The sequence below is a fragment of the Sphingomonas gilva genome (assembly GCF_003515075.1).
GTDB classification, from domain to species: Bacteria; Pseudomonadota; Alphaproteobacteria; order Sphingomonadales; family Sphingomonadaceae; genus Sphingomonas; species Sphingomonas gilva.
On the sequence record NZ_QWLV01000001.1, the window covers coordinates 574,115 to 595,607 of the forward strand.

A 21,493-nucleotide genomic window follows, 5' to 3' on the forward strand; every position below is an offset into this window, starting at 1 on the left:
TTGATTTTCCTTCGCGCTTGACGGGCAGTGCCGGCTTCGGGAGGATCGGCCTGGCAACGTGTCAGGGCGGCGGCGATCCATCGCTCCTCGCCGCCGGCCTTTCGGGGAGGAATGCGATCTTCAGGTTCTTGTTGGCATGCGCGGCTCTGGCGACGATCGGCGCCGCGCCCGAACCCGCCGATCTCGTGATACGCGGCGGCACGATCTATACCGGTTCGGCGGCGCCGTTCGTCGGCGACGTCGTCATCATGGGCGATCGCATCCGCCATGTCGGGCCGAACTCGGACATCCAGGCCAGGCGCGTCATCGACGCCAAGGGCATGATCGTCGCCCCGGGCTTCATCGATCCGCACACCCATGCGGGCGACATGCTCGCATCCGACGAGGCGCGCGAACGATTGGTGCTGCCCTTCCTGATGCAGGGCGTGACGACCGCGTTCATCGGCAATGACGGCGGCGGCGATCCCGATGTCGCGGCCACGCTGGCGCGCGCGAAGGACAAGCCGGTCGGGGTCAACTACGCCAGCTATATCGGCTTCGGGGCGGTGCGCAGGCAGGTGATCGGGGCCGAGCGGCGCGACCCGACCGACGCCGAGCTGAAGGAAATGCGCGGGCTTGTCGCCAAGGCGATGTGCGAGGGCGCGCTGGGGCTTTCGACCGGGCTGTTCTATGCGCCGCAAAGCTTCGCCAAGACGGCCGAGGTCGTGGCGCTGGCGGGCGAGGCCGGCGCGCGGGGCGGCACCTATGACAGCCATATCCGCGACGAATCGAGCTATAATATCGGGCTTGGCGCAGCGATCGACGAGGCGATCGGCATCGGCAGCGCAGCCGGGCTGCCGGTGCATATCAGCCACATCAAGGCGCTGGGCGTCGACGTGCACGGCCAGGCGGGCGCGATCATCGCCAAGGTGGAGGCCGCGCGCCGCGCGGGGCAGGAGGTGACCGCCGATCAATATCCCTGGTCCGCCTCTGGGACGAGCCTCGCCGCCGCGCTGGTGCCGCTCTGGGCGCAGGACGGCGGGCGGGCCGCGCTGCTCAAGCGGTTCGACGATCCGGCGCTCGCCGAGCGGCTGCGCCGCGACATCACCGAGAATCTGCGCAAGCGCGGCGGGGCGAAGGCGCTGCTGATCACGGAAGGCGCGGAGAAGGGGCGGACGCTCGCCGAGATCGCCGCACGGCGCGGCGAGGACGCCGTCACCGCCGCGATCGCGATGATCCGCATCCACGATCCGTCGGTCGCGTCGTTCAACCAGACCGAGGCGGACATCGCCGCCTTCATGCGCCAGCCCTGGGTGATGACCGGATCGGACGCGTCGACCGGCCACCCGCGCGTCTATGGCAGCTTCGCGCGCAAATATGCGAAGTATGTCAAGGCCGACGGCGTGCTGACGCTCAGGCAGTTCATCGAGCGCAGCTCGGCGCTGACCGCCGATAGCTTCGAGCTCAAGGGCCGGGGGCATCTGCGGCCGGGCGCGTTCGCCGATGTGGTGGTGTTCGATCCGCAGACGTTCGCCGCGCGCGCGACCTATGAGCAGCCCGAGCTGCTCGCGACGGGCGTGCGGACGGTGGTGGTCAACGGCGTGATCGCGGTCGATGGGGGCAAGCCCACCGGCGCCGCGGCGGGACGTGCGCTTGCTCATGAGCCGCCCGCCGGCAGCTGTCCGTGAGGCTTGTCCGCGCCTGGTTCGCCATCGCCCTGTGGAAGCGGGTGCTGGCGGGCCTGTTCCTGGGCCTGCTCTTCGCGCTGGTCTGGCCGGAGGCGACGCCGTCGGTCGCGTTCATCGGCGATCTGTTCGTCCGCGCGATCCGCATGCTGGTCGCGCCGATCGTGCTGGTGACGATCGCCGCGGGCATCACCTCGCTCGCCGATCCCAAGCGGCTGGGGAGCCTGGGTGGGCGGACGATCGGGCTGTTCGCCTTCACCACCTTCATCGCGGTGTCGGTCGGCATGGCGGTGGCGACGGTGATCCGGCCGGGCGCAGGCGCGCCGCTGGGCACCGCGGCCGCCTACACCTTCGGCGAGCCGGTGACGCCCTATGAGCAGCTGGTCGGCATCATCCCGCTGAACATCGTCGAGGCGCTGGCCGAAGGCGACATGCTCGCGCTGATCTTCGTCGCGATCCTGATGGGGGTCGGCACCGTGCTCTCGGGCGACGCCGGCAAGCCCTTCGCGCGCGGGCTGCAATCGCTGTCGGCGGTGCTGCTGCGCGTCGTCGGCATCGTCATGGAGGCGACGCCGTTCGGCGTCTTCGCGCTGATCGCCAACGCGGTCGCGGCCAATGGCGCGGCGGTGTTCGTCAATGTCGGCTGGCTGGCGCTGGCGGTGGTGACGGGATCGCTGATCCAGATGGTGGTGGTGCACTCGCTGATCCTGCGGCTGCTGGCGCGGTTGCCGGCGCCGCCCTTCTTCCGCGGCATCGTCGACGCGCTGGCGGTCGCCTTCTCGACCGCGTCGAGCGGCGCGACGCTGCCCGTGGCGATGCGGGTCGCGGGCGACAATCTGGGCGTGGGCCGATCGATCTATTCGACTGTGCTGCCGCTGGGCGCGAGCATCGGCAAGGACGGGACGGCGATGTATGTCGGCCTGCTCAGCCTGTTCGCGCTGCAGGCGTTCGGCGTCGCGATGACGCCGCTGGTGTACGCGACGGTGCTGCTGACCGGCGCGCTCGCGGCATTCGGAACCGCGCCGGTGCCCTCCGCATCGCTGTTCATGCTCGCCGCGGTGCTCTCGGCGGTGGGCGTCGCGCCCGAGCAGACCGCGCTGGTGGTGGGCTTCGTGCTGCCGTTCGACCGGCTGCTGGACATGACCCGGACGGTGCCGAGCGCCAGCGCCAACCTGACCGTCGCGACGACGGTCGCGCGTTGGGAGGGCGAGCTGGACGAAGAGGTTTATCGCGCGCGGCCCGAGGCGTAGCCGTTCGGCACAAGGCGCGGCGGGACCGAGTCGCCGACATACCGCACCCTTCAAGGTTGGTTGGAATTGGGCTTGTGAATGTCGGCCCGCCCGCCAATCCGGTAAACGCCCGATGCGTGCGTCGCATAAGTCGCAGGAGTCTTGCAGTTTCGTTGCGCTGACTTGTAACATCGTTGCTTGGTCCCATCAGGCCAAGCTCGAACGTGAAAACATCCGGCAGACTCGAATGCCGAGTTGCGCGGTCGTCATGTCAAAGAGCCAAGCCGCAGAATCGCAGATCATGCGCATGTAGGACAGCGATTTTTTGGGCGGTCGCGAATGAATGGTGGTCGGGCAGAGGCGCGCCTGGGGGGACTGAACGAGAAAGTCTATCGGGCGCAGCCGAGGCTTAGGGTCCAAACTCAATTAGAACAGGGATCGTGATCGCCCGGAGAAGCCCGCTGGCAAGGAGCACAGCGCAGTCGCGTAGCCGAAGCTACGCGCAAGCAAGCGACGGATGTGCAGGCCGCCGTGTCCCCCGGACACGGCTGGAACGATGCGGGGCATCGTTCCACCTGCACATCCAGCGGGCTTCTCCGGGCGACCGCCTCCGGCGGCGGGCGGCTTTTGGCGCCATGCGGCGTCGGGGCTCCCCGCAAAGTATTACTTTGCGGGGGCCCGGCCGCGCGTCGGTCACGATGCTATGGCATCGCTCCCTCCTTGCTCCTAGCCTGGCGCCAAAATCCGCTCCGTCACGACCCTGTTCTAATTGAGTTTGGACCCTAGGTCGGATCGACATTCAACTTCTTCCCTCACTGAAAGGAAGAGGTGGAGGGCGGGTTGGCGTCGAGTGAGGCTCAATGCCTCGCTTGACGCCGTTCGGCCGACGGTTCCCCGAGTCTTTTGGGCGCGCAGACGCGCGCACCCACCCCCGACCCCTCCCTTTCAGGGAGGGGAGCTTATGGGCCGCATGGCGTTCCCCCCCTCAGGGCGCGTCAGCCGCCAGCGCGGCTCTTGCGGCGGGGAGCGACAGTTCGCGGCCGCCGACGAAGACGTGGCGGACGTCGTAGAGGTCTTCGATCCGCTGATCGGGCCGCCCGCCGACGAGCAGCAGATCGGCGTTGAGGCCGGGGGCGATGCGGCCCTGGATATCGCCCTTGCCGATGATCAGCGCGCTCTCGCTGGTCGCCGCCTTCAGCGCCTCCGCGGGAGTGAAGCCCAGCTTCACCAGCCAGCGGATCTCCCGGATCGTCGCCCAGCCGTGATAGACGCCGCCGATCCCGGCGTCGGTGCCGACGCCGATGCGCACGCCGGCCGCCTTCAGCCGCCGGACATTCTCCTGCATGATCCGCCAGCGGCGCGATTCATAGGTGGGGATCGGGGCGACCGGCTTCGCGTCGCGCTCTGCCTCGCGCGCCTTGCCGCGCGGGCGCACCAGCTTCCATTCCTGCGGCAGGAACTCGCGGTCCTGCTGGGGTTCATAGACCACCAGCGTCGGCACATAGGCGAGGCCGCGGCGCTTCATCAGCTGGACCAGCGCGTGATCGACCAGGGTGTCGCCGATGCCGTGGACCATCGCGTCGACGCCCGCCTGCGCGGCGATTCGCGCGCCGTCCGCCGTCACCGTGTGCGTCACGACCGGCACATGCGCGCGCTTCGCCGCCTCGACGATGGCGGAGAGCGTCGGCAGGTCCATGTTGGGCCGATCCTCGTCGCGGCCATAGCGCCAGCCGTCGGTGAAGACCTTGATGACGTCTGGCCGGTGCGGGAGCAGCGCCGCCATCGCCGCGCGCGCCTCGTCGGGCGTCGTCACCTGCGCGGTGATGCTGTTGGTGAAGTCCGATTCGGTGCCGTGGCCGTGCGGCACGCCCATCCTGAGCGCGAGCTGCAGGTGTGGCGCGTCGACACGCCCGCCCGCGACGATGGCGCGGATGCGCGGCAGCATCTCCCGGTTGACCGAATATTCGTTGATCGAGGTCACCCCGCTCGCGACGTAAGGCGCGAATCCGCGCGCGAGCGTGTCGGCATTCTCGAACACCTGGCTGCGGGTGTGGATGTGGAGATCGTGCAGCCCCGGGAGCAGGGTCATGCCCGCCGCGTCGATCACGCGCGCGCCGAGCGGCGGGTTGATATCGCGCTCAACCGCCGCGATCCTGCCGTCGCGGATCAGCACGTCGCGCACTTGCGCAGGCGAGCCGGCGCCGTCGAACACATGCGCGCCGCGGATCAGCGTCGAAGCTTCGGGAGCGGGCGCGGCGACGAGAAACGCGGCGAGAAGCGCCAGGGCGGTGCGGATCATTCTGTCATTTCCTTGCTGCGCGCATGTGCTGGTGAGAGTTTGGTGGCGAGCTGAACCCGCAGAATTTCCCTCTGGCGGGACTTCGATTGAAGTGAGCCAGTTCCCGTCGCCACGGCGAAGTCACCACCCCAATTCGTCATGCCGGACTTGTTCCGGCATCCATCGTGCCCCAAGCGGGTGGCTCGCAGGTGGAGAGATGGACCCCGGAACAAGTCCGGGGTGACGGTTCAGAGGGGGTTGCGACCATATGATCCCAATCCCGTTCAGGAGCCTTCGCGGGGTGACGGAATTTGGGGTTTTCATCAACGACGGACACGCCTTAGGCTCGCGCGCATGGGGGCAATCCACATTCGCGCCGCGCTGGCGGCTCTCCTGTTCGTCCTTGCGGTGCCCGCTCCGGCGCAGGACGCGCCGCTGCGGGAGCGTGTCGAGCAGGTGCTGCGCGAGGCCGGGCCGGGCACGCGCTTCGGACTGGTGGTGATGACGATGGACGGGCGCGAGATCGTCTCGATCGCGCCCGACGACCGCTTCGCGCCGGCTTCCAACACCAAGCTGATCAGCACGGCGGTGGCGTTCGACATGCTGCCTTACGACCAGCCCGATCGGACCGGCGGCGCGGCGGTGCGGCTGGACGAGGAGGGCGGCGGTCCGCCCGACGTGGTGCTGATCGGGCATGGCGATACGCGGCTGTCGAGCGCGGCGGAGTGCGTGGCCAATTGCCTCGCCATGCTGGCCGACGCGGTCGCCGCGCGCGTGCGGACGGTCGACGACGTGATCGGCGACGACAGCCTGTTCCCCGACGAGCGCTGGGGCCCCGGCATGAGCTGGGAGGACATCCCGACGCGATCGGGCACCGCCGCATCCGCGCTCAACCTGGACGACAACGAGCTGCACCTGCGCGTGTCGCCGGGCGCCGTCGGGGAGCGGCCGGAGATTGCCGGCTATCCCTATTTCACGATCGACAACCGCGTGACGACGGTCGCGAGCGGCGGGACCGATCTGGCCTTCGACCGGCTGCCGAACAGCCGGGACCTGCGGATCACCGGCACGATCGCGGCGGGGGCCGAGCCGGCGCTGCTGCGGTTGGGCATCGACGATCCGGCGCATTTCGCGGCGTGGCGGCTGAAGGCGCTGCTCGAGGCGCGCGGCGTGCGCGTCGTCGGCGGCGTGGCGGCGCGCCACCGGCCGCTGTCGGCGTCGGACGATCCGGCGGCGCGCAAGGGCACGCCGGTCCCGCGGCCGCCCCAGCCCGAAGCGCTCGCGAAGCTCACCCCGCCCCCGCTCAAGGAGGATCTGGCGCTGACCAACAAGGTCAGCCAGAACCTCCACGCCGAGCTGCTGCTGCGCCGCGCGGGCCATGTCGCCGGCAGCGGATCGATCGCCGACGGCGTCGCGGCGGCGCAGGCGATGCTCGACCGCGCCGGGGTCGAGCGGTGGCGCTACCACTTCGCCGACGGATCGGGCATGTCCACCTATAACCGCATCAGCCCGCGCGGGCTGGCGCGGTTCCTGCGCTGGACCGTCGACCAGCCCTGGGGCGCGGCGTATCGCGAGACGCTGCCGATCGGCGGGGTCGACGGCACGCTCAAGCGGCGCTTCGCCGGCACGCCGCTGGAGGGGAGGGTTTTCGCCAAGACCGGCACCCTCACCGTCGCCTCCGCGCTTTCCGGCTTCATGACCGCGGCGAGCGGGCAGACGCTGATCTTCTCCAGCTTCGCCAACGACATGCCCCGCGGCGCCGCCGCGACGCGCGCGGTCGACGCCGCGCTCAACCTGATCGCCGCCGAGAACTGAGAGCGGCGACCGCGCTCCCCGGGCGCGATCAATGGCTGTCTCCGTTCGTCCTGAGCGTGTCGAAGGACCGTCCTTCTTTCCTGCACTTGCGGAAGAAGAGCGGGGCTTCGACGCGCTCAGCCCGAACGGATCAGGGGGTGCGTCCACTATCTCTGACGCGGAAACGCGGCGATCACCGCGTCCCCCGTCGCCGGCCGCAATTCGAAGATGCCGCTCTCCCGGTGCCGCGTCGGGTGGACGCGATTGGTGAGGAGGGTCCAGGCGAGGCCGCGGTCGAAATCGATCCACAGGCCGGTGCCGGTGAAGCCGGTATGGCCGATCGTGCCCGCCGAGCAGGCCTGGCCGCCCGACCAGCCGGGGAAGCGGATCTCCCAGCCGCAGGTGCGGTGGCCCTCGACCGGCGTGCGGATCGCCGCGAGCGCGGCCCGCGAGGCGCCGCTGCCGTCGAGCAGCCCGGCGGCGAAGCCCAGCACGCCGTCCACCGTGCCGAACAGCCCGGCATGGCCGATCCGCCCGCCCATCGCGAAGCAGTTCTCGTCATGCACCTCACCCTTCAGCACGCGCCCGCGCCATTGGCAGCGTTCGGTGGCGACCGCGGGTCCGGGGGGCGGGCCCCAGGCGAGGCCGGGGCCGAGCGGCTGCGCATCGAGCCCGGCGCCGGTGATCCGCTCGATCGCGATGCCGAGGAGGATGAAGTTGATGTCCGAATAGACCGCCGGCCCCGCCTTCCATTCGCGCTGGAGGACGAAGGCGCGCAGGCGCGCGGGATCGTCGCCATAGGTGTAGATCGGCTCCACCGCGGGCAGGTGCGTGCGATGCGCCAGGCAATCGCGGAAGGTGAGCTTTCGCTCCAGCGCGTTCGCCACGTCATATTGGCGCAGGTCGGGGATCGCGGTGGTGAGCGGCGCGTCGAGATCGATCCGGCCTTCATCGGCGAGGCGCAGGACCGTCATCGTCGTCGCGACGACCTTGCTGACCGAGGCGAGATCGAACCAGTGGTCTAGCGTGAGCGGCTCTGGTTCGGGCACGAGCGCGGCCATGCCGGCATGGCGGACATGGCGCGCCCCGTCGGCGGTGACCACGCCGAGCGTCGCGCCGGGGACGCGGCCGTCCGCGACGGCGGCCGCGTCGGGGGCGAAGGCGGCTTCGATCACCGATCGTCCTCGCGCGGCCAGGCGCGGACGATCGCGGGCAGGAACAGGATCGCGGCGAGGCTGACCACGCCCGAGGCGAGGAAGAAGGCGTCCCAGCCGATCCGTTCGACCACCTGCCCGCCGGCGCCCGCCAGCAGGCGCGGAAGGAGGAAGGCCCAGCCCGACAGAAAGGCGTATTGCGCCCCGGCGAAGCGCGGGTTCACCAGGAGCGAGAGATAGACGACGAACACCGCGCCGGCGAGGCCGTTGCCGAACTGATCGGCGGCGGTGGCGACGAACAGCGGCAGCGTGCCGACCGGCTGGTGCGCCAGCCAGACGAAGGCGAAGTTGCCCAGCGCGGCGGCGAGCGCGCCGATGAGCAGCGTGCGCCCGCGCGGCCAGCGCGCCGCCATCCAGCCGCCGATCCCGACCCCGACCATGCTGGCGATGAGCGCGACATAGCTGTCGGCGATGCCGATATCGGTCAGCGAATAGCCGAGCCCCTTGATCATCGGCTTCGACAAATAGAGCGCCAGCACGTCGCCCATGCGGTAGATGGCGACGAACGCCATCACGGTGATCGCCGCGTAGCCGTAGCGCCAGAAGAAATCGACATAGGGGCCGATCGCGGTCGAGGTGCGCAACGGATTGTCCGCGCGGGCGCGGCGGATGCGCGGCAGCGCCGCCGCCATGGCGACGAAGGGCAGCATCGCGACGGCGAGCACATAGGGCGTGACGTTGGCCGATCCGTCGAGCCCGACGCCGCTTGCCAGCGCGAGCAGCGCCCAGCCGAGCGCCGCGGTGGCGGCGAGCACCGCCAGCAGGATCGCGAGCGTGGCGGCGAGGCCGGTGGCGAGCGCCACCGCGCGACCTCCGCCCGCCCCCTCGCCCGGGCGCATCGCGGCGAGGATGGGGAAGGGCAGGAAGGCGGCGATAGCGATGGCGAGATAGGCGCCGGTCCAGCCCCAGGCGGGCATGTCGGCGATGACCAGCGCGCCGCTGCCCGCCGCGACCATCGCGGTGCGATAGCCCCACAGGGTCGCCGCGGCGACCGGCCCCTGCTGTTCGGCGGTGGGGGCGAGCTCGATGCGCCAGGCGTCGGCGGCGACCTCCAGCGTCGTCGTCCAGAAGGCGAGCAGCACCGCGAACAGCGCGGTGACGGCGAGGCTGGCGTCCGACGCGGTGAACGCCATCGCCACCATCGCGGTGAAGATGCCGAGCTGCGCCAGCATGATCCAGCCGGGCCGCTTGCCCCAGAAGCGGCCGAAGCCCGGCACGTCGAACCGGTCGAGCAGCGGCGCCCACAGGAACTTGAGCGTCGGCAGGAGCTGCACCCAGGCGAAAAAGCCGATGATCGCGAGCGCCACGCCGTGCGCCTGCAGCCGCAGCGCGAGCACGGTCGAGAACATGTAGAAGGGCAGCCCGGCGGAAAAGCCGAGCAGCCCGAACAGCAGCATCCTGCGCGTGTTGCCGCCGACCGGCGGGGCGGGGGCATGGCCGTCCGCCGGCATCGCCGCCGCGTCGCCAAGGGGTGGGTTCATGCATGCTCCTGACGCGTTGGCCGGCGCACAGGGTCAGGCCCGGCGCGGCAACAGTCAACCGCCGCGCGCCGGCGACTTTCCCAAAAGCTATGGGTTGTCCAAAGAAAATTATAGACAGCCGCCGATAGCCTCTAGCCTTGTGCGACAGATTTGTTGCTTATTGCGCATTCTTCGGACCGCCGAACCGGCGGACGAGGCCTAACGGGGGGCACGATCATGCGCACATCACTGTCGTTTCGGCGAATTCTGGCAACGGGAAGCGCGCTCGCCGCCCTGTGCGGCGGATCGGCCGCCTTCGCGCAATCGACCCCCGAGGAGATCGAGGAGGCGACCGCGCAGGACGCCGACGCCGAGGGCGGGATCATCGTGACGGGATCGCGGATCAGGCGCGATCCCAATGACAGCTCGCTGCCGCTGCAGATCGTCACGCAGGAGGAACTGCAGCGCAACGCGATCAGCAATCCTGAGCAGCTGCTGATGTTCCTTAGCACCAATGGCACGGGTCCCGACAACCTCGCGTCCAATTCGGACGTGGTGACGGGGGCGCAGCGCGGCACGAATGGGCTTTCGACGGCCAACTTGCGCGGGCAAGGATCCGCGGCGACCCTAGTGCTGCTCAATGGCCGCCGTGTCGCGGCGCACGGCCTCAGCGGCTCGGCGGTCGACGTCAACCAGATTCCCTTCTCCGCCGTCGAGCGTGTCGAGGTGCTGAAGGACGGCGCGTCGGCGATCTACGGCACCGACGCGGTGGGCGGCGTGATCAACTTCATCACGCGCACCGATTTCCAGGGTATCGGCGCAACCGGCTTCACCGATATCACCGAGCAGGGCGATGGCAACATCTACCGCCTGTCGGGCATCGCCGGCTATGGCGATCTGGACGAAGACGGCTTCAATATCATGGGCGCCGTCAGCAAGAGCTGGAACCAGATCCTGCGCGGCAGCGACCGCGATTTCGTCAACGGCAACCAGCCCGAGCGCGGGCTTTCGATCGACACGCGCGGCCCGCCGATCGCAACCGCCTTCGACATCGGCCCCAACACCTTCCTGACACCTCAAGGCACGCTGCTGGGCGGCCTGACGCTCACCGCTCCCAATGGCGCCGACGCCACCGGGGGCGGCATCAACATCCTCGATCTTCCGGGCGGGGCGGGCTGCGAGTCGATGGACGGCGGCATGGCCTATGACGAACTGCTCTGGCAGAATCCCTCCGCCGTCTATGCGTGCGCCTGGGATACGGGGCGCGCGGCGGTGATCCAGCAGCCTATCGAGACGCTGACCTATTACGGCCGCGGAGTCGTCCGCCTGGGCGGCGGACATGAGATTTCCGCCGAGATCACCGGCTCTGACGCGACCTCGGCGAAGAGCTTCTCCCATAACCAATATTCGGCGAACGCGACCAACCTGCCGATCGCCTATCCGCTCAACGACCTTACCCGGGAGACCTACAACCAGGTCTTCAACACGATCCGGGCGGCCTTTCCCGATCCGACGGAGCAGGCGGCGCTGGACGCCCGCTATGGCTTGCCTATCGCGTTCCGGTTCCGCTGCATCGCCTGCGGTCCGCGCGAATATGTGACCAACACCAAGACGCTGCGCGGCGCGCTCGGCATCGAGGGTCCGCTCTGGTCCGGCTGGGACTATCGCGCCGGCGCCTCCTATGCGCGCAGCGAATCCTCTTCGGTGCTCGGTACGGGCTATCATTATCGCGGCGTGCTGACCGCGCCGACCGCCGAGCGCGGGAGGCCCGATCCGCGGGCGCCAACCGCCCCCGGCGCGACCATCCCCGGCATCGTCGGCCTGTTCAACGCCGGCATCCTCAATCCGTTCAGCGTCACACAGACGCCCGAGGCGATGGCCGCGCTCGATTCGGTCTCCGCCGAGGGCGTGACTTTGTACGGCGGTCGCTATGAGGTCAGGCAGTTCGACGCGTCGGTCTCGGGCCCGCTGTTCGGGATCTGGGGCGGCGACGTCCAACTTGCCGCGGGTGTCGACTACCGCGAGGAAACCTATGAGTTCAATGGCTCCGACGCCGCGGCCGAGGGTATGCCGGACATCTTCAATGCGGCATTCGACAACATCAACGCGTTGACCCCCAAGGAGCGCACCGTGAAGGCCGCCTACGCGGAGGTGCTGATCCCCCTCCTGCCGGAGCTGGAGATCACCGGGGCGGTACGCGTGGATGATTATACCGGCTTCGGGACGACCACCAATCCCAAGGTGTCGTTCAAGTTCCGGCCAATCGATGCGGTCATGTTCCGCGGCTCCTATAATACCGGTTTCCGCGTTCCGACGTTCAACCAGATATTCAATGGCCGCACCATATCGATCACCAACACGGGTGCGCGAATCGCCGATCCGGAAACCTGCAGCGAGCCGACCAATCCCAATCCCGCTGAAGCCGGCTGCGAACTGATCACGCCGGACACCGTTACGGGCGGCAACCCGGAGCTCGGGCCGGAGACGGCCGAACAATTCAGCCTGGGCGTCGTGTTCCAGCCATCGAACAATTTCACCGCGTCGGTCGATTGGTGGTCTATCAATGTCGACAACACCATCCAGGAGCTGACTTTCCGGCAACTCCTGGAAAACTACAATCTGTTCCCGGAGCGTTTCATTCGTAACTCGGCGGGCGAGCTGGTCGAGATAGATGCGACATGGGCCAATGCCGGCGCGCGGCGCACCCAAGGCCTCGAAGTGTCCGTTCGCGGCGGGATCGATGCGCTCGGTGGGCGTTTCTCCGGCGGTCTCGACGGTACGTATCTCCTCAAAAAGAGAGAGAAGCTGACGCAGGACGCGCCGTTCAGCGACAGCCTGATCGGCGTGTTCACCTTCACCGGCGATCTAGGCCTCAGGTGGAAGCACAATGCGTTCGTCAGCTATTCGAACGACGATTGGAGCATTTCGCTCTCGCAGCTGTTCCGCAACGGTTACGAGAACTACGCGATATCGGACGTCGGAAGGGAGCGGCCGGACTATAACGAGCGGGTTGACGATTATGTCACCTACAACCTCTCGGTCGGCTTCAACGCGCTCGACCATCTGCGCCTGACCTTCGGCGTGAAGAATATCTTCGACACCGATCCGCCCTTCGCCATCACCTATGACGGCCTGTCGGGCGCGGGCGGCAGCTGGGAGCCGCGCGTCGCCGATCCGCGCGGGCGGGCGTTCACCTTCCTGGCGGACGTGAAGTTCTAGTATTCGCTCAGCGACCGAGGTTCGCCGCGAGGCGTTCCTCGATCAGCGTATAGGCCGACCTGCCCCTGGGCGGGTCGGCCCCGTTGCTTGTGGCGAAGAAGGCGATGCCGGTGCGTGTCTTCGGATCGATCCACAGACCGGAGCGGAGGCCGTAGGCGCTGCCGGCGTGGCCGGCCATCGCGCGGCCGGCGAACAGGTCGTCGTTGCAGCCCTTCACCGGCACCGGCAGGCTCTGGGAGGCGAGGCCATAGGCGCAGTAGAAGCCCTGATCGGTCTCGCCATTGCCGCCGTCGAAACGCCAGGCGGGGGAGAGGATCGCGTCGATGCTCGCTTCGCTCAGGAAGCGCTCGCCGTCGTGCACGCCGCGGTTGACGAGCAGCCGGCCGATCGTCGCGAGCCCGCGCGCCGAGATGCGCAGGCCGCCCTGCGGCGAGAATAGCCCGCCATTGGTTCCGGGGACGTAGCCGGCCAGATCGCAGCCGCCGGCCGGAGTCGAATAGACCGGGCAGGGCGGCCGACGCCCGCCGAGGTCGTCGAGCCGGACGCTGCCGTCGGTATCGTAGAGCACCACCGCGCGCGCGACCGCCGCGTCGCTGCACATCGTCCAGTTGAAGCAGGCGTCCAGCCCAAGCGGCGCGATCGCCTGGGCGTGGATCAGCCGGTCGAAACGCTCGCCGGTCGCCTTCTCCATCACCGTCGCGATCACCGGGAAGTTGATGTTGGCGTAGCGGAAATAGCTGCCGGGCGGGTGCTGTGCGTCGAAGCTGGCGGGATCGCGCATCCGGTCGCGCACCGTCTGGCCGATGGGAATGATATAGGCCTCGCCGTCGTCCTTCAGGCTGGACCGGTGGGAGAGCAGCAGCCGGAGCGTGATCGGCTTGTCGGGGAAGGCGGGGTTGCGCAGGGACCAGCCGAGCTTTTCGGAAACGTCCTCGTCGAGATCGAGCCGTCCCGCTTCGACCAGGCGCATCACGCCGAGCGCCACGACGAGCTTTGAGATCGAGGCGACGCGCACCGGATCGTCGATGGTCAGCGCGCGGGCGGCGGCGCGATCGGCCTGCCCAGTCGCGCCGCTCTCCCGCACCGTCTGGGCGTCGAAGGCCGCCCAGGCGGTGGCGACGCCCGCGGGCGGCGGTGGCGACCGTTCAACCGGCGCGCAGGCGGCGAGGCCAAGGACGGGCAACAAATAACGCATGGCAGACTCCCCCGCGAGATGTCCGCGGCGATACCAAGATCGGCCGCCGACGCAAAATGGCCGGCGGTTGCGCCAGGCGGCTTAGCTTGCCATGTGCCGGGGCCATGGCCGCCGATCGACCCCGCCCGCCCGCCGACCTGCTGACCGGCGCAGCGCTCTTCCTCGATTTCGACGGGACGCTGGTCGAGCTGGCCGAGAGCCCCGACGCGGTGGCGGTGGACGCGCGCCTGCGCGCCTTGCTCCACCGGCTTTCCCGCCTGCTGGACGGAAGGATCGCGATCATCTCCGGCCGGCCGGTCGACGGCGTCCATGCGCTGATCGGGGACGCCTCGCTCGCGGTCGCCGGCAGCCATGGGCTGGAGATACGCTGGCCCGACGGGCGGATCGACGTGCCGGAACGACCCGAGGGGTTTTCGCGTATTGTGACGCAGATGCAGCATTTCGCCAACAGCCGCCCCGGCGTGATAGTCGAGGAAAAACCCTTCGGCGCGGCGCTCCACTACCGCAACCGTCCCGAGGCGATGGCCGAGAGCCATGCGCTGGCGGCGGCGATCGCCGAGGGAGACGGCCATTATCTGCAGCACGGCAAGATGATGGTCGAGGTGCGGCTGGGCGGCGCGGACAAGGGATCGGCGCTGAAGACGCTGATGGAGGCGCCCGAGATGGCGGGCGCCCGCCCGGTCTTCATCGGTGACGACGTGACCGACGAGCCGGCGATGGCCGCGGCCGCGGCGCTGGGCGGGGCGGGCGTCCTGGTCGGCGATGCGCGCGATACCGCGGCGATCTACCGCCTGCCCGATGTCGCCGCGGCGCTCGCCTGGCTCGACGCGGCGTGCCCGGCATGACCGACCTCGATCTCTGGCCGATCGGCAATTGCCAGGTCAGCGCGCTGGTCGACCGCGCCGGCCGCTTCGTCTGGGGCTGCGTGCCGCGCGTCGACGGCGATCCCTTGTTCTCCGCGCTGCTGGGCGGCGATGCGCCTGATGCGGGCTATTGGGCGATCGACCTGGAGGACGGCGTGAGCGTGGAGCAGACCTATCGCCGCAACACGCCGATCCTGGTCAGCCGCCACACCGATGCGGCCGGGAACGCGATCGAGGTGATCGACTTCTGCCCGCGCTTCCAGCGTTCGGGGCGGAGCTATCGGCCGGTCGCCTTCGCGCGGATCGTCCGCCCGATCGCCGGATCCCCGCGCATACGCGTGCGGCTGCGGCCGACCTGCGGCTGGGGCGGCGGATGCAAGAGCCGGTCGGGCGGATCGAACCATGTCCGCTTCCTGCTCGACGACATGTCGATGCGGCTGTCGACCACCGCGCCGATCGGTATGGTGGCGGAGGAGCGCGCGTTCCGCCTCGAACGCCCGCTCCACTTCTTCCTCGGGCCGGACGAGAGCTTTTCCGGCGACATCGCCGCGACGCTCGACCACATGCTCGGCGAGACCGCGCTCGAATGGCAGGAATGGGTGCGCGGGCTCGCCATCCCGCTCGAATGGCAGGAGCCGGTGATCCGATCGGCGATCACCCTGAAGCTGTGCCAGCATGAGGAGACCGGCGCGATCGTCGCCGCGCTGACCACCTCGATCCCAGAACATGCCGGTTCGCAGCGCAACTGGGACTATCGCTACTGCTGGATCCGCGACGCCTATTACACGGTGCAGGCGCTCAATCGGCTGGGCGCGCTCGACGTGCTGGAGGGCTATCTCGGCTATCTTCGCAACATCGTCGACGAGGCGAAGGGCGGGCATATCCAGCCGCTTTACGGCGTGCTGGGCGAGGCGGTGCTGGAGGAACGCGTCGCGGCCGACCTGGCGGGCTATCGCGGCATGGGGCCGGTGCGCGTCGGCAACCAGGCCTATGAGCAGGTGCAGCACGACGCCTACGGCCAGATCGTGCTGTGCAGCGTCCATGCGTTCTTCGACCAGCGGCTGTTCCGCATCGCCGGCATGGAGGATTTCGAGGCGCTGGAGCGCGTCGGCGAGCGCGCCTGGGCGAATCACGACCAGCCCGATGCCGGGCTGTGGGAGCTGCGCACGCGGCAGAGCGTCCACACCTATTCGAGCGCGATGTGCTGGGCGGCGTGCGACCGGCTGGCCAATGCGGCGCACGTCCTGGGCCTGCCCGGCCGGCGCGATTTCTGGCAGGACCGCGCGGACCGCATCCGCGACGCGATCATCGAGCGGGCCTGGCGGGCGGACAGCAACCGCATGTCCGCCACCTTTTCCGGCGACGATCTCGACGCCAGCCTGATCCAGCTGCTGGACCTGAGGTTCCAGTCGCCTGACGATCCCAAGTTCCGCGGCACGCTGGCGGCGGTGGAGGAGGGGCTGCGGCGCGGATCGCACATGCTGCGCTACGCGACCGAGGACGATTTCGGCCTGCCCGAGACGGCGTTCAACGTCTGCACCTTCTGGCTGATCGAGGCGCTGCACGCAACCGGGCGGACCGAGGACGGGCGCCAGCTGTTCGAGGAGATGCTGAGCAGGCGTACCGCGGCCGGGCTGCTGTCCGAGGATATCGACCCGGTCACCGGCGAGCTGTGGGGCAACTATCCGCAGACCTATTCGCTTGTCGGCATCATCAACTGCGCAGCGATGCTGAGCAAACCCTGGAGTTCGATCCGCTGAGCCGCCTTATCGTCATATCCAACCGCGTTTCGGCGCCCACCGCCAACAGCGGCGGCGCGCAAGGGGGGCTGGCGGTCGCGCTGACCGCGGCGCTCAAGGAGAATGCGGGCATCTGGTTCGGCTGGTCGGGGGAGACCGGCCCCAACCACGAACTGCGCTTCGCCACCTATGACGGCGTCACCTCCGCCACCACCGATCTTTCGGCGCAGGATATCGAGGAATATTATGACGGCTACGCCAACCGGACGCTGTGGCCGCTGTTCCACTACCGGCTGGACCTGACCGAGTTCGAGCGCGAGTTCCAGGGCGGGTACGAGCGCGTCAACCGCGCCTTCGCCGATATCGTCAGCCCGCATCTGGAAGGGGACGACCTCGTCTGGGTGCACGACTATCACCTGATCCCATTGGGCTGGCTGCTGCGCCAGCACGGGCACGCCAACCGGATGGGGTTCTTCCTCCACATCCCCTGGCCGCCGACGCGGCTGCTGGTGGCGCTGCCCGACCACCGGCGGCTGGTCGAATCGCTGTTCGCCTATGACGTGGTGGGCTTCCAGACCGAGGAATGGCTCGAATCCTTTCGCCACTACGTCACCCACGAGATGGACGGGACGCTTGGCCCCGATGACGAGATCACCCTGGGCGCGCGCACCATCCGCGCGATCGCCTGCCCGATCGGCGTCGACGCCAAGGAGTTCATCGCCGCGGCGAACGGCAAGGCGGCGAAATCGGCGCAGATGCGGATGCTCGAAAGCGGGGTGGGGCGCAGCCTGATCGTCGGCGTCGACCGGCTCGATTATTCCAAGGGGCTGGAGGAGCGCTTCGCCGGCTATGAGCGCTTCCTGCAGAAGAATCCCGACCGGCGCGCCTTGGTCTATATGCTGCAGATCGCGCCGCCTTCGAGAAGCGCGGTCAAGAGCTATCGCGACATCCGCGAGCATCTCGACGCGATGTCGGGGCGGATCAACGGCGAATACGCCAATATCGACTGGGTGCCGATCCGCTACGTCAACCAGGGCTATGGCCGCGACGTGCTGGCGGGCGTGTACCGCGCCGCGCGGATCGGGCTGGTGACGCCGCTTCGGGACGGGATGAACCTGGTCGCGAAGGAATATGTCGCGGCGCAGGATCCCTATGATCCTGGCGTGCTGATCCTGTCGCGCTTCGCAGGGGCCGCGGCGCAGCTGCCCGAGGCGTTGCTGATAAACCCCTACAGCGCCGACGACATCGCCGACGCGATCGACCGCGCGCTGCGCATGCCGCGCGCCGAACGCCGCGAGCGCTGGCAGGCGATGTTCGACAATGTCCGGACGCAGGACGTGATCTGGTGGCGCCGGCGCTTCACCGATGCGCTGCAGGCGGCGGCGCTGGAGGCGTAGGAAAAAAAGTGGCGCCGGCATGCAGGAGGAGCGAGCCGGCGCCGAGTGCGGGGTGAAGTTCGGGTCACCCCGATGTCGTGAGGTCAATCGTCGGCGCGCGCGGCGCCTTCGGCCATGCCGCGCACGGTCGCGCGGTCCATCGCCGAGACCAGGCCGTTCGCCGATCCGCTGAGGCTGGCGGCGGGCAGGGCGACGTCGGCGCCGCGCACGCGCACCAGCACCTCGCGCACCGTGCCGTTGGCCATGTTGTTGAGCGACCGGACGCGGCCGATGGTGCGGCCGCGCGCGTCGCGCACGATCATGCCCGGGCGGACCGCGAAGGCGCCCTCACCCGACGCGGCGGCCGAGCCTTCGGCGGCGAGCCGGCCGATGCCGCCCGAAGCGCCGAGTTCGCCCGCACCGGCGATATTGCCCGACGCGTCGGTGGCGTTGCGGGTGGTGTCGACGATGCCGCGCGCATCGCGCCCGACGCCGTTCACCTGGCGACGCACGCCGCGGGTCGCGTTGCGCAGGTCGTCCGTGCCGACCGCTTGCGCCGCCGCCCCGCCCGATGCCGATCCGGAGGCCGATCCGCTGGCGCCACCGGCGATCCCGCGTGTGGCGCCGTCGACCGTGCCGGTCAGCCCGCCCGATCCGCCGGCGTCTCCGGAGACGCGGCCCGAGCGGCGATCGACCTTGGGCCTGGCGCGCGCGCGGGTGCGGGTCGAGGCGGCGCCGTCGAGCGTCGAGGTGGTGCGGCCGATGGTCGAATCCATCCGCCCGCCGAGCGTGCCGCCCAAGGAGCCGCCGAGGCTGCCGCCCAGTCCGCCACCACCGCCGAGAATCTGGGCGGAGGCGGGGGCCGCCACCATCGCCAGCGCGATCGCCGCGCCGCTCATCAGAAGCCGGGTCATTGAAATTCTCCTCATTCCGGGGGCGCATCGCGGCGCCCTGCATCTGGAGAACGACGCCCGGAGAGATTTCATCCGGCGGCGGGCGGATTTTATCGCGCGGGACAATCCGCGCAGACGATCCCGGCGCCGGTGGCCTTCGAGGGGCGCTCGGCGATCCGCGCGAGCACCGCGCGCGATCCCGCGCGGAAGAGCGCGCCCGCGACCAGGGGCGCCGCATAGGAGGTGCCGCGCACGCGCACCGTGCCCCCATCGGCATCGGCGGCGCGGATGCCCGCGCCAGGCGCGGCGAAATCGACATGCACCGCGGCCTGCGCTTCGGGCAGCACGCGCATCCGCCGGTCGACGGCGGTGACCGCTATGACGCCCGGATAGCCCGCCGGATAGCCGGGCGGGGCCGCGGGTCCGTCATTGCCGACCGCCGCGACGATGGTCATGCCGCGGCGTTGCGCGGCGGCGACGGCTGCGGCGAGCAAAGGATTCGACGGGCCGACCAGGCTGATCGTCGTGATTCGCGTGCCGCTGGCCGAAAGCCAGCCGAGCGCACGGGCGATCGCCACCGCGCCGCCGCCCGCGGGATCGCGGCCATAGACATCGGCGACGCGAAGCGCCGCGCCGGGGGCGCCGCCCTTCACCTTGCCATTGCCCGCGATCAGCGAGGCGACGGCGGTGCCGTGCGCGCTCGGCGCCGGCCCGCCCCTGGCGAAACCGCGCTGCTCGACCGGCGCGGTCAGCGAGGGATGGCGGGCGACGCCGCCGTCGATCAGCCCGAGCGCCGCCCGGGCGCCGCGCCCCTGCGCCAACGGCGCGGCCGGGATCTCGGGCGATGCGCCCGACTGGAAGTGGAGCGTGTCGGCGCCGATCTCCGCGCCCGGCGCGATCCGCCGCGCCTCGCGCAGTGCGCGGGCGAGGCTGTCGCCGTCCGGCGTACGGAAGCGGACGAAGGCAAGCCCGAGCCCGTCGATCCGCTCGCGCGCGATCAGGCCGAAGCCGGCGCGCAGCAGCGCCGCCTCGGCCGCGCCGTCGATCCCCATCGCGACGATCTCGCCGCGCACCGCCGGCGCGCCGCGATCGTCGATCTCGACCGCTTCGCGGTTCTGTCGCACGAAATCGCGGAGGCGATCGGTGCGATCGGCGACGAGCCTGCGGGCATCGCGCACCGTATCGTCCAGCCGCTGCCGGATTTCGCCGAGCGGCGGAACGCCGATCTGCGGCAGCCGCGCACCGGGCAGCGCCACCTGCGCGATCAGCGGCGCAGCGGTAATTGCGAGGATCAAGGCGATCAGCAGGCGCATTCGTTACCCATGTGACACAATCTTCATTTCTATGGATGAAACGCTCGGATGCCGTCGTTTCATCCATAGAGCCGGGAGAATGGCCTGAGAATGCGCGGATTCGAAACCGACCTTCTGGCGCTGCTGCCCCGGCTGCGCCGGTTCGCCCTGTCGCTGTCGAGAGATGCGGCGGATGCGGACGATCTGTGCCAGGCCTCGCTCGAGCGCGCCCTCAAAGCGCGCGCGCAGTGGCGGCCCGGCACGCGACTGGATAGCTGGATGTACAGGATCATGCGCAACATCTGGATCGACGAGGGCAGGGCGCGCACGCGCCGCGCGAAGGTGCTGGCGCCGGAGGAGGCGGGCGAGCAGGCGGGCTACGCCGGCGACGCGGCGATCGAGGCGCAGGTCGCGATGGGCGACGTCGCGCGCGCGATGGCGAGCTTGCCCGACGAGCAGCGCGAGGCGGTGGCGCTCGTGCTGGTCGAGGGGCTGGCCTACAAGGAAGCCGCCGAGGTGCTCGACGTGCCGATGGGCACGCTCACCTCGCGGCTGGTGCGCGGGCGTCAGGCGCTGATGCGCGAGCTGGGAGAAGCGGCATGACGATCGATCCCGAGATGCTGATGGCCTATGCCGACGGCGAGCTGGACGATCTCGCGGCGAAGCGCGTCGAGCGCGCGATCGAGGCCGATCCGGCGCTCGCCGAGCAGGTCCGCCAGCACCGCCTGCTGACCGCGCGCGTGGCGGCGAGCTATGCGCGTGTCGCGGCGGCGCCGGTGCCTGGGCATCTGGCGGATATGTTGCGCAGCAATGTCGTTCCGTTGCCGACACGCGAGCGCCGCCGGCACTGGGCGACCGGGCTGGCTATGGCGGCTTCGCTGGCGATCGGGCTTGTGGTCGGGCGGGGATTGCTGCCCGCGTCCGATAGCGGGTTCGACCCACGCATTTCGGGCGAGCTTGCCCAGGCGCTCGACACGCAGCTCGCCTCCGTCCAGCCGGCCGGCGCCGCGGCGCGCGTCGGCCTCAGCTTCCGCGCCCGCGACGGGCGCTATTGCCGCAGCTACGAGCAGGCCGAGGCGGCGGGCATCGCCTGCCGCGAAGACGACGGCTGGACGCAGCGCCACTGGATCGCCGTGCCGCGCCAAGACACGCAATATCGCCAGGCAGGCGCGAACGGAATCGCTGCGGCGGCGCAGGCGATGATGGCGGGCGAACCGCTCGACGCCGCAGGGGAAAGGGCGGCGCGTGAGGCGGGCTGGCGCGCGGAGTAGATTTCT

General features: G+C 69.6%; 15 protein-coding genes. 9 read left to right on the forward strand and 6 right to left on the reverse strand.

The features are described 5' to 3' along the window. The first annotated feature begins 131 nt into the window (after nt 1–131). On the forward strand, nt 132–1,667 hold the full coding sequence (locus tag D1610_RS02790) for an N-acyl-D-amino-acid deacylase family protein (protein ID WP_245941946.1): 1,536 nt from the start codon (nt 132–134) through the stop codon (nt 1,665–1,667). Continuing rightward, nucleotides 1,664–2,914 (forward strand): dicarboxylate/amino acid:cation symporter, encoded by a 1,251-nt coding sequence (locus tag D1610_RS02795; RefSeq protein ID WP_118862576.1) that lies wholly within the window; start codon nt 1,664–1,666, stop codon nt 2,912–2,914. Before D1610_RS02790 ends, D1610_RS02795 begins: the two co-directional genes overlap by 4 nt. Before the next feature lie 964 nt (nt 2,915–3,878). On the opposite strand, the gene D1610_RS02800 is transcribed toward D1610_RS02795, so the two are convergent. Next, a complete protein-coding gene (locus D1610_RS02800; protein WP_118862577.1) occupies nt 3,879–5,192 on the reverse strand; it encodes an amidohydrolase family protein in 1,314 nt (437 codons plus the stop codon). A 333-nt stretch (nt 5,193–5,525) separates the two neighbouring features. Between D1610_RS02800 and dacB the strand changes: the two genes are divergently transcribed. Beyond that, complete coding sequence (gene dacB, locus D1610_RS02805) at nt 5,526–6,986, forward strand: D-alanyl-D-alanine carboxypeptidase/D-alanyl-D-alanine endopeptidase (RefSeq protein ID WP_118862578.1); 1,461 nt, start codon at nt 5,526–5,528, stop codon at nt 6,984–6,986. Nucleotides 6,987–7,132: 146 nt separating this feature from the next. Here dacB and D1610_RS02810 read toward each other — a convergent pair whose 3' ends face one another. Both D1610_RS02810 and D1610_RS02815 read right to left on the reverse strand, forming a co-directional pair. Continuing rightward, on the reverse strand, nt 7,133–8,140 hold the full coding sequence (locus tag D1610_RS02810) for a serine hydrolase domain-containing protein (RefSeq protein ID WP_245941948.1): 1,008 nt from the start codon (nt 8,138–8,140) through the stop codon (nt 7,133–7,135). After that, nucleotides 8,137–9,660 carry an MFS transporter gene (locus D1610_RS02815; RefSeq protein ID WP_245941950.1) on the reverse strand — a complete coding sequence of 508 codons (1,524 nt, stop codon included), beginning with the start codon at nt 9,658–9,660 and terminating at the stop codon, nt 8,137–8,139. Before D1610_RS02815 ends, D1610_RS02810 begins: the two co-directional genes overlap by 4 nt. Nucleotides 9,661–9,876: 216 nt before the next feature. Here D1610_RS02815 and D1610_RS02820 point away from each other — a divergent pair, with 216 nt between their 5' ends. After that, the gene (locus D1610_RS02820; RefSeq protein ID WP_118862579.1) at nt 9,877–12,858 is read left to right on the forward strand and encodes a TonB-dependent receptor domain-containing protein; all 2,982 of its coding nucleotides are present in this window, start codon (nt 9,877–9,879) and stop codon (nt 12,856–12,858) included. A gap of 7 nt (nt 12,859–12,865) precedes the next feature. Here the strand turns inward: D1610_RS02820 and D1610_RS02825 are convergent, their stop codons facing one another. Next, on the reverse strand, nt 12,866–14,053 hold the full coding sequence (locus tag D1610_RS02825) for a serine hydrolase domain-containing protein (RefSeq protein ID WP_118862580.1): 1,188 nt from the start codon (nt 14,051–14,053) through the stop codon (nt 12,866–12,868). Between the two features lie 104 nt (nt 14,054–14,157). Here D1610_RS02825 and otsB point away from each other — a divergent pair, with 104 nt between their 5' ends. Genes otsB through D1610_RS02840 form a run of 3 tightly spaced genes read left to right on the forward strand, consistent with a single transcriptional unit; the run spans nt 14,158 to nt 18,052 of the window. Then, nucleotides 14,158–14,898 (forward strand): trehalose-phosphatase, encoded by a 741-nt coding sequence (otsB, locus tag D1610_RS02830; RefSeq protein ID WP_118862581.1) that lies wholly within the window; start codon nt 14,158–14,160, stop codon nt 14,896–14,898. Continuing rightward, nucleotides 14,895–16,676 (forward strand): glycoside hydrolase family 15 protein, encoded by a 1,782-nt coding sequence (locus tag D1610_RS02835; RefSeq protein ID WP_118862964.1) that lies wholly within the window; start codon nt 14,895–14,897, stop codon nt 16,674–16,676. The genes otsB and D1610_RS02835 overlap by 4 nt, the downstream gene beginning before the upstream one ends. Then, nucleotides 16,673–18,052, forward strand: a complete 1,380-nt coding sequence (locus D1610_RS02840) for an alpha,alpha-trehalose-phosphate synthase (UDP-forming) (protein WP_118862965.1) — start codon at nt 16,673–16,675, stop codon at nt 18,050–18,052. The genes D1610_RS02835 and D1610_RS02840 overlap by 4 nt, the downstream gene beginning before the upstream one ends. An 83-nt stretch (nt 18,053–18,135) precedes the next feature. On the opposite strand, the gene D1610_RS02845 is transcribed toward D1610_RS02840, so the two are convergent. Together D1610_RS02845 and D1610_RS02850 are read right to left on the reverse strand one after the other, a co-directional pair. Continuing rightward, nucleotides 18,136–18,945, reverse strand: coding sequence for a hypothetical protein (locus D1610_RS02845; protein WP_118862582.1), 810 nt, complete (start codon nt 18,943–18,945; stop codon nt 18,136–18,138). 89 nt (nt 18,946–19,034) lie between these two features. After that, the gene (locus D1610_RS02850; protein ID WP_118862583.1) at nt 19,035–20,237 is read right to left on the reverse strand and encodes a S8 family serine peptidase; all 1,203 of its coding nucleotides are present in this window, start codon (nt 20,235–20,237) and stop codon (nt 19,035–19,037) included. Nucleotides 20,238–20,327: 90 nt separating this feature from the next. On the opposite strand from D1610_RS02850, the gene D1610_RS02855 reads away from it, so the two are divergent. Both D1610_RS02855 and D1610_RS02860 read left to right on the forward strand, forming a co-directional pair. Beyond that, nucleotides 20,328–20,819, forward strand: a complete 492-nt coding sequence (locus tag D1610_RS02855) for an RNA polymerase sigma factor (RefSeq protein WP_118862584.1) — start codon at nt 20,328–20,330, stop codon at nt 20,817–20,819. Beyond that, the gene (locus D1610_RS02860; RefSeq protein ID WP_118862585.1) at nt 20,816–21,487 is read left to right on the forward strand and encodes an anti-sigma factor family protein; all 672 of its coding nucleotides are present in this window, start codon (nt 20,816–20,818) and stop codon (nt 21,485–21,487) included. Before D1610_RS02855 ends, D1610_RS02860 begins: the two co-directional genes overlap by 4 nt. Nucleotides 21,488–21,493: the final 6 nt, after the last annotated feature.

What these genes read in the sequence shown, in the direction of transcription:
- dacB (WP_118862578.1), top strand. Translation starts at nt 5,526, where the DNA reads ATGGGGGCAATCCACATTCGCGCCGCGCTGGCGGCTCTCCTGTTCGTC.
- D1610_RS02860 (WP_118862585.1), top strand. Translation starts at nt 20,816, where the DNA reads ATGACGATCGATCCCGAGATGCTGATGGCCTATGCCGACGGCGAGCTG.
- otsB (WP_118862581.1), top strand. Translation starts at nt 14,158, where the DNA reads ATGGCCGCCGATCGACCCCGCCCGCCCGCCGACCTGCTGACCGGCGCA.
- D1610_RS02850 (WP_118862583.1), bottom strand. Translation starts at nt 20,237, where the DNA reads ATGCGCCTGCTGATCGCCTTGATCCTCGCAATTACCGCTGCGCCGCTG.
- D1610_RS02835 (WP_118862964.1), top strand. Translation starts at nt 14,895, where the DNA reads ATGACCGACCTCGATCTCTGGCCGATCGGCAATTGCCAGGTCAGCGCG.
- D1610_RS02825 (WP_118862580.1), bottom strand. Translation starts at nt 14,053, where the DNA reads ATGCGTTATTTGTTGCCCGTCCTTGGCCTCGCCGCCTGCGCGCCGGTT.
- D1610_RS02820 (WP_118862579.1), top strand. Translation starts at nt 9,877, where the DNA reads ATGCGCACATCACTGTCGTTTCGGCGAATTCTGGCAACGGGAAGCGCG.
- D1610_RS02845 (WP_118862582.1), bottom strand. Translation starts at nt 18,945, where the DNA reads ATGACCCGGCTTCTGATGAGCGGCGCGGCGATCGCGCTGGCGATGGTG.
- D1610_RS02815 (WP_245941950.1), bottom strand. Translation starts at nt 9,660, where the DNA reads ATGAACCCACCCCTTGGCGACGCGGCGGCGATGCCGGCGGACGGCCAT.
- D1610_RS02800 (WP_118862577.1), bottom strand. Translation starts at nt 5,192, where the DNA reads ATGATCCGCACCGCCCTGGCGCTTCTCGCCGCGTTTCTCGTCGCCGCG.
- D1610_RS02855 (WP_118862584.1), top strand. Translation starts at nt 20,328, where the DNA reads ATGCGCGGATTCGAAACCGACCTTCTGGCGCTGCTGCCCCGGCTGCGC.